Source organism: Streptomyces sp. NPDC044064, from assembly GCF_056434245.1.
Genome location: NZ_JBWKFN010000001.1, coordinates 432230 through 447064 on the forward strand (window position 1 = coordinate 432230; position 14835 = coordinate 447064).

The following is a 14835-nucleotide window of genomic DNA, read 5'->3' on the forward strand; positions in this document are numbered from 1 at the left end:
CCGAACCTACAGCAGGATGCGGAGGTCGAGCACGGGGCCGGTGGCGTCGACCGGCGTCGTGTCCAGTTTCCCCAGGACATGGAGCATCGGCTTGTTGCTCGCCGCCACCGCGGCGGCCAGCGTGTGGTGTCCCTCGCGGCGGGCCACAGTTGCCGCGTGTTCGGCCAGCGCGGTGCCGAGTCCCCTGGCCTGCCACGCGTCCTCGACCAGGATCGCGAGTTCCCCCACTCCTTGCTGATCGGTACGCATGACGTTGGTCATGGCGATGATGTGGTCCGTACGCCCGGCCGGAGTTGTCACCAGCGTGGTGCCGCACTCCGGGCTGGACAACTGGCGCCATTCGGCAGGTGAAAGCCCGGACTTGCCCGCGTGGTATCGCAGGGCACGGCTTCCCGGCGAGCAACGGCGGTGCAGTTCCTGGACCGGCACCAGGTCGACGGGGGCCGCCTCCCGGGTACGGGTGGCGGTGCCGTCGGTCAGCGTGACCGAGTGTGTGGCGTCTCGACGGCTCGTGTCGGGCATCGACGTTCTCCTCACATTGCAATCGTGACTGCTGTGCCGCGGGTCCGAGGACGCAGGCGCGGCATCGCTACCGCACAGTCTTTTGCCAGCTCTGGGCCGACTCAAGAGGACTTCGCGTCATCTTGACTGCGCTGTGTCCGCGCTCAATCACGGAGAGAGACGAAAATCTGAGGAGTAGTGGTCGTCGCAGGCGCCGATGCTGTGCGTTGCTCACGTCATCGCTCAAGGATTTACGTAAAGGGCCGCCCGCCCTTCGGCACCAGGACAGGCCGATGAACGCCCGCACTTCGCGTAAGCGACCTGCTTCTGACTGATCGTTTCAAATGGCCTGGGCCCGGCTGCGTCGGGGTGTGAGCGAGGTCAGGGCCACGCCGCCGACCAGCAGGATCGTCGCGCACCAGCGCAGTCCGCTCACTCGCTCACCCAAGAAGAGGGCCGCGGACGACATCCCGAAGACCGGGACCAGGAGGGAGAAGGGGGCCACTGTCGACGCCGGGTGGCGGCGCAGCAGCCAGCCCCAGGCACCGAAGCCGAAGACGGTCGTGATCCAGGCGACGTAGAGGACCGTGCCCGCGCCCTGCCAGTCGAGGGTGTGCAGCGCCGCCATGTCGCGGGACGGGCCCTCCATCAACAGGGACAGGGCCAGCAGCGGCAGTACCGGGACCGTGCTCACCCAGACCATGAAGTTCAGCGCGTCCGGCGGGGCCGCCTTGCGGGTCAGGACGTTGGAGACGCCCCAGCAGGCCGCGGCGGTGACGCACAGCGCGAACGCGCCGAGTGGGCCGGACGTGCCCTCGTCCACCGCCGCAACGGCGATTCCGGACAGGGCCACCACCATGCCCAGCGCACCCAGCGGCGAAGTCCGCTCCCCAAGGGCGGCAAAGGCGAACAGCGCTGTGAACACAGCCTGTATCTGGAGGACCAGGGAGGACAGCCCGGCCGGCATCCCCGCGTCCATCGCCACGAACAGCAGCCCGAACTTGGCCACGCCCAGGATCAGCCCGACCCGCACGATCCACTTCCACGCAACTCGGGGGCGACCCACCAGGAACACCGCGGGAAGCGCGGCCGCGAGGAAGCGCAGTGCGGAGAAGAGCAGGGGCGGGAAGTGACCGAGGCCGATCTCGATGACGGTGAAGTTGACCCCCCAGACGGCGGTGACGACGACGGCGAGAGCGAGATGTGCGGGGCGCATGCGTTGAGGATCTTGCACGGGAACCATGAAGCACCAGCGATGATTGCTGCATGGTTGGATGAAGCAATGCTGAATCGGCTGTTCCGCTCGTGACGGGAGCCTCCCATGCTCGACCTCCAGCGCCTGCGCGCGCTGCACGCCGTCTCCGTGCACGGCAGTGTCGGCGCCGCCGCCTCCGCACTCGGCTTCACGCCGTCCGCGGTGTCCCAGCAGATCGCCAAACTGGAGCGGGAGACCAGGACCGTGCTGCTCGAGCGCGTCGGGCGCGGTGTCCGGCTGACCGCCGAGGCGCATCCACTCGTCACCGCGGCACAGGAGTTGCTGGCCATCGTGGAGCAGGCGGAGACCGAGCTGGAGCACCGACGCGGGATACCGGCCGGGCGGCTCACCGTCGCCGCCTTCGCGTCGGCAGCCCGCGGGCTGCTGCCCGGCGTCCTCGCCGACCTGGCCGTACGCCATCCGGAGCTGGACGCACGGCTCAGCGAGGTCGACCCGCATCTGTCCATCGGCATGGTCGCCAAGGGCGCGATCCACCTGGCCGTGGTGCACGACTGGGACGTCGCACCTCTGCCGCTGCCACCGGGGGTGGAGCAGGCGGAGATCGGCGAGGACCGGTGCACGCTGCTGGTGCCGCAGGGGCATCCCTTCGCGGGGCGCGATGCGGTGCGGCGTGAGGACCTCGGCGGTGAGCGGTGGGTGTGCCAGCCGCCGGGCCGGGTGTGCCACGAATGGCTGGTGCGGACCCTGCGGATGGAGGGGTACGAGCCGGAAATCGTCCACCAGGCGGACGAGAACCCGACCTTGGTTGCGCTCGTTGCCGCCGGTCTCGGCCTCTGCCTCATCCCGCGCCTGGGGCGGGGCCCGCTACCCGCCGGGGTGGTTGAGGTGGCGCTCGAACCTACGCCGGTACGGCGGCTGTACGCTCTGTGGCGCTCCGGGGCCGCCCGCCGCCCAGCGATCGCGGAGACGGTCCGCACGCTGCAGGAGCACTGGGCGAGGTCGGAACGGCGGACTCATCAGGAGCCGGCGTCAGCGCGCGTGGGTGACGCGGGGTCGAATCCCGCCGCCGGTCTCGGCCGGTGTCGTCCAGCGGCCGAGGACGCCGACGTCACCGCCGCCGACTCTGATCTCTGAACACGCAGGCACGCACCGCTCACCTTGGGCCGTCAGGAAGTGCCCGAGAGCCCTAGTGCGGCGGCCAGCACCGCCCAGGAGCGCTTGTACTCCGCCCGCCAGTACGTCCAGCTGTGTGTCCCACCGGTGTAGAAGTGCTTCTCGGCCGGGATCCCCAGCAGCTTCAGCCGAAGGGCGAACTCCTGAGCGGCCGGCCGGAGCGCGCTCTCCAGGATGCCGCCGGTGGGGTTGTCCTTGCTGCCGAGGCCGGTTCCGCAGGAGAGGTAGAGCCGGGTGCCGCGCAGCTTCTCGGCCTGCCAGTACGGGTCGTTGGCCGCCCAGACCGGGAACTGCAGGACAGGGTCACCCCATAGGGAGAGGGGGTTGAGGCGCTCCCGGGCGACGATGGCCTTGACGACGGAGGGCATGCCCGGCGAGGTGGTGTCGAGTATGCCGCTGAAGGAGGCCGCGGCGACGAAGGCGCCGGGGTGACGTGCGGCGAACGCGAGGGCTGCCCAGCCACCCGTGGAAACGCCCGCGACGGCGCGGGTGCTGCTCGCCCGGAAGCCGCGCCGCAGCAGTTGCATCAGCTCGGTGACCTGGAAGGTCTCGTAGTCCGGGTGGTCGGTGCCACCGTTCCACCAAGCGGTCGGGATGCCGGTGGGACCGGACGAGGGCATCGCGACGATCACGTGTTGCGCGGCGGTGAACCTCTCGATGTCGGTCTCACGGGTCCACGAGGTGTCGTCGTCGTGCGCCCCGTGGAGCAGGTACAGCACCGGCCAGGTGCGAGTGGCGGTGGCGGACCAGTCGGCGGGCAGCAGCAGACGGGTGTCGACGAGGCCGCCGACGGAGGGGGAGAAAATCGTCAGGTCGATCAGGCGGCTGTCCATCCAGGTGGCGGAGACCACCTTCGCGCCGTCGTCGGCTGCCGCCGCGAAGGACGGGGACGCCGCTCGGGCGGTCGCGGCGGGTGTGGCGGCGGAGGCGACGCCGAGGGCTCCGACCATCGCGGCGATCAGCGCGGCGTGCGCGCGTCTGCGGTGACGTGGCATCAGGACGGCTCCGGTGCGGAGTGAAGGTGCGGGGCGAGGTCGCGGCCGAGCGTCGCGGCGAGCATGTCGACCAACGGCGGGTCGAGGAGTTCCAGGTGGTGCCCGGGGAGCGGGGTGACGGTGAGGTCGGTGCAGTGGGTGTCCCAGCCCAGGGACGGGTCGGTGCGGTGGTAGCGGGGATCCGCCACGGTGTGCGGGGCGGGCTCGGTCGCCCGGTAGAGCAGCGTCCGGCCCTTGTAGCGGCGCGGGCTGTGGCGTTCGCCGCTGCGCAGGTCGAGGTAGGAGGTGCGCTGGTGCTCCAGCACAGCGGGCGGGAGGTCCACGGCCTGTGCGAGTTCCTTGACCACCAGGTCGATCTGCGCCTCCTCGTCCAGGGCGGCAAGCCGGTCGTGGGGCAGCGGCAGCGGCCGGCCGTACGTCCGCTCGACATGGGCGGCGAATCCGGCGAGGCGTCGGCGGGTCTCCTGTTGCCACGTCAGGTCCGGTACCGGCAGCGGAAGAACGCTGTCGATGAGCACGAGCGACGTGACCGTGCCCTGCTGTGCCAGCAGGCAGGCGGTCTCCTGGGCGACCAGTCCGCCGTACGACCATCCGCCCACCACCCAGGGCCCCTCCGGCCTGATGCTGCGGATCATCTCCGCGTACGCCTCGGCGCGTTCGCTCACCTCGCGCAGGTCGGAGAGGCGTTCGAGGCCGTAGCAGGGCTGGTCGGGGCCGAGCCGTTCGGCCAGCATCCGGTAGACGGCGGAGGAGCCTCCCGCCGGGTGTATCAGGAACAGCGGCGGGCGCTCTCCGAACTCGCGGAAGGCACGGACGGGGCCGCGCGCCGAAGTCTCCAGTCGGGGGCGGAGCAGGCAGGCCAGTGCGGCGAGGGTGGGCGGGCCGGACCGGACCGGCTCCGGGTCGAGGCCGAGTTCCTCGGCGACGCGGGTCAACTGCGCGACGGGCAGGGGATGCTCGACACCCGGCGCCCGTTCACCGCTGACGGCCTGCCAGGTCTGCGCGACGCGGCGTTCGGACGCGTCCCGTGGTGTCACGCCGGGGACACGCGGATCCGCGCCGGACGGCGGTGCGTCGAGGCGGGTGAGGAGCGCGGCCAGCGTGCCGCCTCGCAAGAGGTCGCCGGGCGGCACCACGACGCCGAACTCGTGCCGCACCCGCGCCAGTACGCGGGCGGCCATCAGGGAGTCCAGGCCGAGGTCGGTGAGGGGCGCGGACGGGTCGACGAGTTCGGGAGGGCAACCCGCGACCTCGGCGACGAGGGCTCGCAGACGGCCGAGCGTGTCGGCCGGCGCCGAGGGCGGGGGCTCGGCCTGGATCCGTTGCACGGGGAGCATGGAGGGTCCGGCTCCGATCCAGTACGGCCGGTGTTCCCAGCGGGTCAGGGGGAGGTCGATGATCCGGCTGCCCCGGTGCAGCGCGGTGCTGTCGAGCGCGAAGCCCTGTACGAGGAGCGTGGCGAGGCTGCGGCGGAAGGCCACGGCGTCGTCGATGTCCCGGCGGAGCGTGGGCACGAGCACCGGATCCAGGCAGTCGCAGGTACGCAGCGTCTCCGCGAGCGGGTGCAGTTGGGTGGGGTGGGGCGAGACCTCCAGGAAGAAGCGGTGGCCGTCGTCCGCAGCGGCCCGGACAGCCTGGTGGAAGCGGACCGGGCGGCGCAGGTTGACCGCCCAGTAGGCCGCGTCGAACGCCGGGAGCTGCCGTGGGTCGTCCAGGACGGTGCCGTAGCAGGGGATGGACGGCTCGCCCGGGGACAGCCCCGTGAGTTCCTCGGTGAGCGGGGCGAGCAGCGGGTCGACGTGGGACGAGTGGCCCGCGCCCGCGACCCCCAGGGAGCGAGCCAGGCCGCCTCCGGCCGAGACCCGTCGGATGAGTTCCTCGATCTCCGCCGCGCTGCCGGTGACCACGCTCTGCTCCGGCGAGGCGTGGACGGCCACCTGAACAGTCGTGAGCTCCCGGGCAAGGCTCGGCACGTCGGCGGCCGAGCAACCGACCACGGCCATCGCCCCGCCGGAAAGGCTGTCGAGGAGCCGGGACCGCACCGCGATCACCCGCGCGCCGTCCTCCTCGCTGAGCGCCCCGGCCACCACGGCCGCGGCCACCTCGCCCATGGAATGCCCGATCACAGCGGCCGGTGCCACCCCGTACGAGCGCCACAACTCCGCCAACGCCACCTGCACGCCGAACAGCACCGGCTGCACGACCGCAGGGCGGCTCAGCTCCATGTCGGCCGCGAGATGTCGGCGCAGCGAGAGATCCGCCTCGTGCAGCAGCAGCGGTTCCAGCCGCTCGACCGCCGCCGCGAACACGGGCTCCGCCTCGAACAGCCGCCGCCCCATGCCCGGCCACTGGGAGCCGTACCCGGAGAAGACCCACACGGCTCGGTCCGGTGGCGCGGCGCACTCCGAGGTGGGCAGCACCAGGGCCGGGTGCGGGCGCTGCGCGGCGAGCGCGGACAGCGCGGCCGACGCCTCTGCGCCGTCCCCCGTCACGACGGCGGCCCGGCACGGCCCGCGTCCGGTGCGTCCGGCGAGCGTGCGGGCGGCGTCCTCCAGGCCGGGCCGGCGGCCGTCCGGTGAGTCGAGCCAGGCGGCCAGTTGTGCTGCCCAGGCGCGCAGCCGGTCGGGGTCCGGAGCATCCAGCCGCAGGACGGCCGGCGCTCCACTCGGCTTGGACAGGACGGTGCCGCTCGGCCCATGTTCGGCCAGGACGGCGTGGGCGTTGGTACCGCCGAAGCCGAACGCGGACACCCCCGCGGTCGCCCGGCCAGAATACCGTGGCCACGGCTCGGCGGAGGTGACCACGCGCAGGCCCAGGTCGTCGAAGTCGATGTGCTCGCTGGGGCTACGGAAGGGCAGCTGCGGCGGGATCTCGCCGTGGTGGAGCGCCAGCACCGTCTTGATCAGGCCCGTGATGCCCGCTGCGGCCTCCAGATGGCCCACGTTGCTCTTCACGGAGCCCAGCAGCAGCGGCTGCTCGGGGTCGCGGCCGGCCGGCCGCCCGAGCGTTTCGCCGAGCGCTCGCGCCTCGATCGGGTCCCCCAGCGCCGTGCCGGTGCCGTGCGCCTCGACGTAGTCGAGCTCCCGGCCGGTCCGCGCGACGGGGTGCGCCTCGGCGAGCAACGCGCGCTGTGCCTCCGGGTTGGGCGCGAGCAGGCCGTTGGACCGGCCGTCGGAATTGACGGCGGTGGAGCGGATCACCGCCAGGATGCGGTTGCCGTCCCGTTCGGCGTCGGCGAGCCGTTTGAGCACCACCATGCCGCAGCCCTCGCTCCGGACCATCCCGTCTGCCTCGGCCGCGAAGGGCTTGCAGCGGCCGTCGGCCGCCAGCGCGCCGGCGCGCTGGAACGCCAGGGTGACAGCGGGTGAGAGCAGCAGGTTCGCTCCGCCTGCCAGCGCCGTGTCGCTCTCGCCCGTCACCAGGCTCCGCACGGCGTGGTGCACGGCCACCAGCGAGGAGGAGCAGGCGGTGTCGACCGCCAGGCTCGGGCCGTGCAGGTCCAGGGTGTACGAGAGGCGGTTCGCGGCGATGCTCAGTGCGGATCCGGCCGGGCCCAGCGGGTCCACGTCCCACGGTGTGGCGGCCGTGAGCCTGGCGTACTCGTTGCCGCTGATGCCGACGAAGACCCCGGTGCGACTTCCCGCCAGGCTCGGCGCAGGGATCGCCGCGTGGTCCAGTGCCTCCCGGGTCACCTCCAGCAGCATGCGCTGCTGAGGGTCCATCAGGACCGCTTCGCTCGGCGGGATGCCGAAGAACGCGGCGTCGAAACCGGCGATGTCGTCCAGGAAGCCGCCGTGCGGAGGGATCTCGGACGCGTCGGTGCCCTCCGGCAGAAAGGGTTCCCAGCGCCCGTGCGGCACAGCGCCCACCGCATCCGCGCCCTCGCACAGCAGACGCCAGAACGCCGCCGGGCCGTGCACCCCGCCGGGCAACCGGCAGCCGACGCCGACCACTGCCACCTCCACCGCGGTGGGCATCGCCATCCGGCGCGGGTGCCCCGTTACGGGCGGCCTGTGGTGCGACGGATCCTCCAGCCGCCGCATCAGCAGGTCCAGCGTATGCGCCTCCCAGAGCAGCGTGGCGGGCAACTGTTGCCCCGTGAGGGACCCCAGTTCGGCCGTGAGCCGGACCGCGTCCCGGGAAGTGAGTCCGAGCTCGGCGAACGGCCTGTCGTCGCGCACCTCGGCGGGGTCGGCTCCGTACCAGGCGGCGAGCAGTTCGCGAACAGTACGGCGGATGTTCTCGCGCAGCACGTCGTCAGGCATCGCCCGCCTCCGTTCCGTCGTAGTCGCCCGCCAGGTAGTGCTCCCGGCAGGCCGAGCGGGAGACCTTGCCGCTTGAGGTGCGGGCCACCGCGCCCGGCGGGACGAGCAACAGCCTTTCCAGACGCACGCCGTGGCGTGCCGAGAGCAGGGCACGCGCCGTGCGCTCGGCCTCGGCGCACAGTGCCGCGTCCGGTTCGATGCCGTGCCGGTGCTCCGCGACCGCCGCCACCCGGCCGGGCTCCTCGGCGGCGACGACGGCCAGCCGGTCACGGCGCACGCAAGGCAGACCCGACTGGATGGTCTCCTCCAGGTCCTGCGGGTAGTGGTTGCGGCCGTCGATGACGAGCAGGTCCTTGAGCCGGCCGGTGACCAGCAGCCGTCCCTGGTGCAGCGCTCCGAGGTCACCGGTGTGCAGCCAGGTCCCCTCCTCACCGCGGATGCGGGCCGCGAAGAGCTCGTCCGAGCGGCCCTTCTGCCTCCAGTAGCCGGCACCGACGTTCGGGCCCCGCACACGGATCTCACCGACATGGCCTTCCGGCAGATGGTGGCCGGTCTCCGGGTCGGTGATCCGTAACGCTTGCCCCGCCGGAGGTCCGCAGTCGACGAGGGCCACCGTGCCCGGCCCGGGTCCCGTCCGGGTCCTGAGCGCGCGGGCGGCGAGCACCTCGGCCTCGCAGTGGATGACCTGCGGGGCCTCGCGGTGGGGATGGGTCGTCACCAGCACCGTGGCTTCCGCCAGGCCGTAGGACGGACACATCGCCTCAGCACGCAGACCGGTGGGCGCGAAGGCTGTATGGAAGCGTTCCAGGGTGCCGGCCCGGACCGGCTCGCTGCCGTTGATCAGCCCCCGCACCCGGTCGAGCCGAAGGTGCGCGACGTCCGCGGGGTCGACACGTTCGGTGCAGTAGTCGTACGCGAAGTTGGGCGCCGCGCTGACCGTGCCCTGGTATCCGGCGAGAAGCCGCAGCCAACGCGCAGGCTCCTCCAGGAACGCCACCGGATCCATCAGCACCGAGGGGAAGCCTCCCACCAGCGGGGCCGCCACCCCCAGCACCAGTCCCATGTCGTGGAACAGCGGCAGCCAGCTCACCGAGGTGGTGCCGACCGTGCCGGCGTCGAAGGCGTCCAGTGCCTGGCGGGCATTGGCGACCACGTTGCCATGGCTGATCATCACCCCTGCCGGGCTGCGCGTCGAACCCGAGGTGTACTGCAGATAGGCGATCTCGTCCGGGGCTGGCTCGGCGAGCGCGCTCTGGGTGGTGGCGCCTCCGCCTCTCGTCCGGTCCACCTGCAGCACCGGGGTGTGCGGGATGCGGTGCCGGGCGGTGAAGTCGTCGACGGCGGGCGCGGTGGCACTGTCGGTGAGGATGCAGGAAGGTTCGGCATCCACGAGCACGGCGGCCAGCCTCTCGGCGTGCCCGGGCAGTTCCGGCGAGAAGAGCGGCACCGCGATGACCCGCGCGGTGAGGCAGCCCAGGAAGGCGGTGACGTAGTTCAGGCCCTGTGGCAGCAGCAGTGCGACCCGGTCGCCGTCCGCTGCCGTCCCGCGCAACTGTTCGACGACCGACTCCACCCGCTCCGCCAACTGCCGCCAGGTCAGGGTGCGGTGGCGTCCGGGCGAGCCCGGTAAGGAGAAGTCGACGTAGGTGAAGGCGCGCTGCGATCCGCGTTGCGCGGCCCAGCGGCTCAGGCACGCGCTGAGCGGCTCCGCTCCGGACCGGGTGGTGAGGGGAGAGTCCATCGCTGCTCCGATGTGTAGAGGCGATCACGGGAGGTGGCGCCGCAGGGGCCGGTGAAGCGGGTCAGAGCGGGATGTTGCCGTGGCGGCGCCGCGGTGGATCGGGCCGCTTGCCGCGCAGCGCGCGCAGGGCCTGGACGATGTGGCGCCGGGTCTCGTGCGGGAGGATCACGCTGTCCAGGTAGCCGCGCTCGGCGGCCAGGTAGGGGGTGGCGACGGTGGTCTCGTACTCCTCGGCAAGCGCCGTGCGCAGCGCGTCGGGCTCGTCCGCCGCGCGAAGGGCGGGCCGGTGCAGGACAGTTACCGCGCCCTGGGCGCCCATGACGGCGATCCGGGCCGTCGGCCAGGCCAGGTTGAGGTCCGCACCGAGATGCTTGGAGCCCATGACCGCATACCCACCCCCGTACGCCTTGCGGACCACCACAGTGATCCGCGGCACCTGGGCCTCGGCGTAGGCATAGAGCAGCTTGGCCCCGCGCCGTACGATGCCGGCGTGCTCCTGGCGGATCCCGGAGAGATAGCCGGGCACATCCACGAACGTGAGCACGGGGATGCCGAAGGCGTCACAGAACTGTACGAAGCGCGCCCCCTTCTCGGAGGCGTCGATGTCCAGCGCCCCGGCGCCGTGCAGCGGCTGGTTCGCGACGACTCCGACGCTCTCCCCTGCCATCCGGCCGAACCCGCAGATCAGGTTGGGGGCGAACAGCTCCTGGATCTCCAGCAGTTCACCGTCGTCGAGCACCCGGTACAGGACCTCCCGCATGTCGTACGCCTGGTGGTCCGCGTCGGGCAGGATGCTGTCCAACTCCCGGTCCCGGCCGGTGATGCCAGTTTCGTCCTCGGTGGGATACCGGGGTGGGGGCTGGCAGTTGTTGCTGGGCAGGTAGGACAGCAGAACCCGGACGAAATCGATGGCGTCCGCCTCGTCGGGGGCCAGGTAGTGGGCGGTACCGCTGACGCTCGCGCTGGTCCGGCCGCCGCCGAGTTCCTCGGCGGTCGTCGCCTCACCGGTCACTGCCCGGACCACCTCCGGTCCGGTGACGAACATGCGAGAGACGCCGTCCACGACCACCGTGAAGTCGGTGAGTGCCGGGGAATAGGCCGCCCCGCCGGCGCAGGGGCCGAGGATCAGCGAGAGCTGGGGCACCACACCGGAGGCGCTGACATTGCGCCGCACCACCTCCGCGTAGAGCGCCAGCGACGCGACTCCCTCCTGGATCCGCGCCCCGCCGCCGTCGTTGAGGCCGATGACGGGACATCCGGTGCGCAGCGCGTGGTCCATCACCTTGAGGACCTTCCGGCCGAACGCTTCGCCCATGCTCCCGCCGAAGACGGTGGCGTCCTGGGCGAAGACAGCGACCGGTCGTCCGTCCACCGTGCCGTATCCGGTGACCACGCCATCGCCTTCCGGTCGCCGAGCAGCCGTGCCGAAATCGGTGCAGCGGTGCCGCACCAGGGCATCCAGCTCGGTGAACGAGCCCGGGTCGAGCAACAGCGCGAGCCGCTCCCGGGCGCGAGTCGGTGGGGTTGTCTCCGTCTGAGCGGACGCGGTGCCCCCGAGAACCGTCGAGAAGGTGTGATGAGGTGTCATGGTCGGCCCACTATCAAGGGAACCTGGTAGCAGGCCTAGTTACCGATCTGACAAGGCTCGACGGCCTCATTGTCATCGACGCAATAAATCAGGCGGTGCGGTGGTTGGCCCGCCATCTCCAGGGACACAACCGGCGGTTCACCGGATCCGGGGGCTCGGCTGCGTCAGCCGGGAGACCTCGGCGGCAGCCATGGTTCGTGCCATCGCGAATATCCGGAGACGAGCTTGCCGGCTCCGGCCGGTCCCCAGGTCCCCTGCCGGTACGGCTCGGGGTCGCCGGGCGCCTCCAGCAGTGGCTGGACGATTCGCCACGTCTCCTCCACCGAGTCCTCCCGGGTGAACAGGCTCGCGTTGCCTTGCATCGCATCACTGAGCAGGCGTTCGTACGGCTCGGGCGCCTCACCGAGCGCGGCCTCGAAGAGGAGGTCAAGGTCCACCAGCTGTGTGTCCTGCTTGCCCGGCTGCTTGGCCTGGATGCGGAAGTTCACGCCAGGGCTCGGATCGATCCGCAGGATCCACTGGCCGGGCTCGGGCGCGAACCGCTCCGCGAACGCAAGCCGCGGCGGGCGCTTGAACACGATCCGGATCTCGGTCACTCGCTCGGGGAGCGACTTGCCGGCGCGGATGAAGAACGGCACCCCGGACCAGCGCCAGTTCTCGACCTCCAGCCGCAACCCAACAAAGGTCTCGGTGCGCGAGTGCGGCTGCACGCCGGGTACCTGCAGGTACCCCTCGTACTGTCCACGGACGTAGTGGGCCGGGTCGGCGTCGGGGATCGCCCGGAACACATCGACGCGGCGGTCCCGGAGCGCGTCCGCGTCGGCGGCTGACGGCGGCTCGGACGCCACCAGGGCGAGCAGCTGCAGCAGATGGTTCTGCACGACGTCGCGGAGCGCGCCGACCGGGTCGTAGAAATGGCCACGGTCCTCGACCCCGAAGTCCTCGGCCATGGTGATCTGCACACAGGAGATGTGATCGCGGTTCCACACCGGCTCGAACACGGAGTTGGCGAACCGCAGGAACTGAATGTCCATCGCCGGCTCCTTGCCGAGGAAGTGGTCGATCCTCAGCAGCTGATCCTCATCGAGGAGCTGACGCAGCTCGGCGTTGAGCGCGCGAGCCGACGCGAGGTCATGCCCGAATGGTTTCTCCACGACAACCCGGGCGCCCTTGGTCAGCCCGACGCCTGCCAGGCCTTCAGCCACCCGGGCGAACAGCGACGGCGGGATCTCCAGATAGAAGACCGGGTGCCGTTTGCCGTCGACCGCCCGGGCGAGGCGATGGAACGTCTCCGGGTCGGCGTAGTCGCCCTGCACATAGCTGAGTCGGGCCGCGAACCGGGCCAGGACGCTTTCGTCCAGCGGCTCGCCCGCTGCCTTGATCGCCGTGCAGGCGTGGTCACGCAGCGCGTCGTCCGACCAGCCGTCGCGCGCCACTCCGACGATCGGGCAGGTCAGCAGCTTGCGCCGCTCAAGCCGATAGAGCGAGCGGAACGTCATCTTGCGAGCGAGGTCGCCACTGATCCCGAAAACGACCAGCACGTCTGCGGGAATGTTCGACGAGTTCGAAGCCACCTCATCCTCCTTACGGAGCCGGCAGGGCTAGAGGGTCGGGCATCAAGGTCCTGCCGGCGGCAGGGCGCCGACGCGAGCAGGACCCCGGCCGGCCGCCGCCTCGTCCGCGAGGACGAGAGACGCCGCCGCCTCGACCCGGCCGGCGGGAATCGACCGGTCTCCCGCAACGAGCCTCGAGAGCGGTTCGCGCTTGTCCGCTCCGGTGACGAGCCAGAGCACCTGCTGGGCGCGAGTCAGCGCAGGATAGGTGAGAGTCATGCGCCGGTGGCCCATGTAGGTCGCCGTCAGGGCCACCTCCCGGTCCGAGACTTCGAGCACCGGGTCCCGTGGCACCAGGGAGGCGGTGTGCCCGTCCGGGCCGAGACCCAGGTGAACGAGGTCGAATCGCTCGGGCAGTGACCGCCCGTAGGCGGCGGCCGCCGCGTCGAGGTCGGTGTCGTTCACGGGCATCGCGATGACCTCGGCGGGAGCCGCACCGAGGCTCTCCCGCAGGTGGGTGAGGTTACGGTCCGGGTCGCCGTCGGGCGCGACCCGCTCGTCGACCTGGAACACCGCCACGTGCTCCCAGGGGACGTCCTCATGTGCGAGCCGCGCGAACATCGCCCAGGGTGTGTGTCCCCCGCTGACGGCGAACGTGAATCGGCCGTGGGCTTGTACGCGGGCCCGGGCCAGCCGCGCCACGAAGGCCGCCGCGGTGCCGGCGACCGTGTCGGGGTCGGCGACGACCTCGAGTTCGTGATGCACGGCGGTCAGCCCTTCTTTTCGGCGTGCCCGCCGAACTCGGAGCGCATCGCCGAGAGGATCTTGTCGGTGAACTCCCCGGCCTGCCTGGACTCGAAGCGCTCGTAGAGCGAGGTGGTGATGACCGGTACCGGGACGCCTTCGTCCACCGCGGCGAGGACGGTCCAGCGGCCTTCCCCGGAGTCGGAGACCCGCCCGGCGAAGTCGTCGAGGGAGGGCGACCTGGCGAAGGCGTCGGCGATCAGGTCGACCAGCCATGAGCCGACGACCGAGCCGCGCCGCCAGACCTCGGCCACCTCACCGACGTCGATGTCGTACTGGTAGGCCCACGGATCGCGCAGAGGTGTCGTCTCCGCGTCGACCTCCTGCCGGCTCTGGCCTGCGTTCGCGCGCCTGATGATGGCGAGGCCCTCGGCGATCGCGGCCATCATCCCGTACTCGACCCCGTTGTGGACCATCTTCACGAAGTGCCCGGCACCGTTCGGCCCGCAGTGCAGGTACCCGAGCGGGGCGGTGCCGTCGGTCCGGGACCGGCTCGGCGTCGGCTCGGCGCTGCCCTCGCCGGGAGCGATCGTCTTGAAGATCGGGTCGAGATGGGCCACGACCTCGTCCTCGCCGCCGATCATCAGGCAGTAGCCGCGCTCCAGTCCCCAGACCCCACCACTGGTCCCGCAGTCGACGTAATGCAGCGATTTGTCGGCAAGGCGCCTGGCGCGCGTGATGTCGTCGCGGTAGTAGGAATTGCCGCCGTCGATGAGGATGTCGCCGGGCTCCAGCAACGGCCCGAGCTGGTCGAGGATGGAGTCGACGATCGCGGCCGGAAGCATGAGCCACACAGCCCGTGGCTTGTCCAGTTTCGCCACCAGATCCTGGAGTGAGTCTGCGCCCGTCGCACCCTCGCCGACCAGTTCGGCGACTGCGTCCGCGTTGACGTCGGACACGACGCAATGGTGGCCGTCTCGCATCAGCCGGCGCACCAGGTTCGCCCCCATCCGGCCGAGCCCGATCATCCCGAGCTGCATGGGCTTGTCTGTCGCCATG

Annotated in this window: 10 protein-coding genes; 1 reads left to right on the forward strand and 9 read right to left on the reverse strand. The window is 71.3% G+C overall.

Annotated features, from left to right (window positions below; translation table 11 throughout):
- Positions 1–6: 6 nt before the first annotated feature.
- Together AC07DS_RS01960 and AC07DS_RS01965 are read right to left on the reverse strand one after the other, a co-directional pair.
- A complete protein-coding gene (locus tag AC07DS_RS01960) occupies positions 7–522 on the reverse strand; it encodes an N-acetyltransferase family protein (RefSeq protein WP_479141729.1) in 516 nt (171 codons plus the stop codon).
- 319 nt (positions 523–841) lie between these two features.
- On the reverse strand, positions 842–1717 hold the full coding sequence (locus AC07DS_RS01965) for an EamA family transporter (protein ID WP_479141730.1): 876 nt from the start codon (positions 1715–1717) through the stop codon (positions 842–844).
- Positions 1718–1822: 105 nt separating this feature from the next.
- Between AC07DS_RS01965 and AC07DS_RS01970 the strand changes: the two genes are divergently transcribed.
- Complete coding sequence (locus AC07DS_RS01970; protein WP_479141732.1) at positions 1823–2851, forward strand: LysR family transcriptional regulator; 1029 nt, start codon at positions 1823–1825, stop codon at positions 2849–2851.
- A gap of 32 nt (positions 2852–2883) precedes the next feature.
- Here AC07DS_RS01970 and AC07DS_RS01975 read toward each other — a convergent pair whose 3' ends face one another.
- The 7 genes from AC07DS_RS01975 to gnd all read right to left on the reverse strand — a co-directional run bounded on the left by AC07DS_RS01975 (position 2884) and on the right by gnd (position 14834).
- Positions 2884–3885, reverse strand: a complete 1002-nt coding sequence (locus AC07DS_RS01975; protein WP_479141734.1) for an alpha/beta hydrolase — start codon at positions 3883–3885, stop codon at positions 2884–2886.
- Positions 3885–8150 (reverse strand): beta-ketoacyl synthase N-terminal-like domain-containing protein, encoded by a 4266-nt coding sequence (locus AC07DS_RS01980; RefSeq protein ID WP_479141736.1) that lies wholly within the window; start codon positions 8148–8150, stop codon positions 3885–3887. Before AC07DS_RS01980 ends, AC07DS_RS01975 begins: the two co-directional genes overlap by 1 nt.
- Entirely contained in the window at positions 8143–9891 is a 1749-nt protein-coding gene (locus tag AC07DS_RS01985) for a fatty acyl-AMP ligase (protein WP_479141738.1), read from the reverse strand. The genes AC07DS_RS01980 and AC07DS_RS01985 overlap by 8 nt, the downstream gene beginning before the upstream one ends.
- 61 nt (positions 9892–9952) lie before the next feature.
- The gene (locus tag AC07DS_RS01990; protein ID WP_479141740.1) at positions 9953–11479 is read right to left on the reverse strand and encodes an acyl-CoA carboxylase subunit beta; all 1527 of its coding nucleotides are present in this window, start codon (positions 11477–11479) and stop codon (positions 9953–9955) included.
- Positions 11480–11643: 164 nt separating this feature from the next.
- Positions 11644–13053 (reverse strand): glucose-6-phosphate dehydrogenase, encoded by a 1410-nt coding sequence (gene zwf, locus AC07DS_RS01995; protein WP_479141742.1) that lies wholly within the window; start codon positions 13051–13053, stop codon positions 11644–11646.
- A gap of 42 nt (positions 13054–13095) precedes the next feature.
- Positions 13096–13797, reverse strand: a complete 702-nt coding sequence (gene pgl, locus AC07DS_RS02000; protein WP_479141744.1) for a 6-phosphogluconolactonase — start codon at positions 13795–13797, stop codon at positions 13096–13098.
- Positions 13798–13802: 5 nt separating this feature from the next.
- On the reverse strand, positions 13803–14834 hold the full coding sequence (gene gnd / locus AC07DS_RS02005) for a phosphogluconate dehydrogenase (NAD(+)-dependent, decarboxylating) (protein ID WP_403948884.1): 1032 nt from the start codon (positions 14832–14834) through the stop codon (positions 13803–13805).
- Between the last annotated feature and the right edge of the window lies 1 nt (position 14835).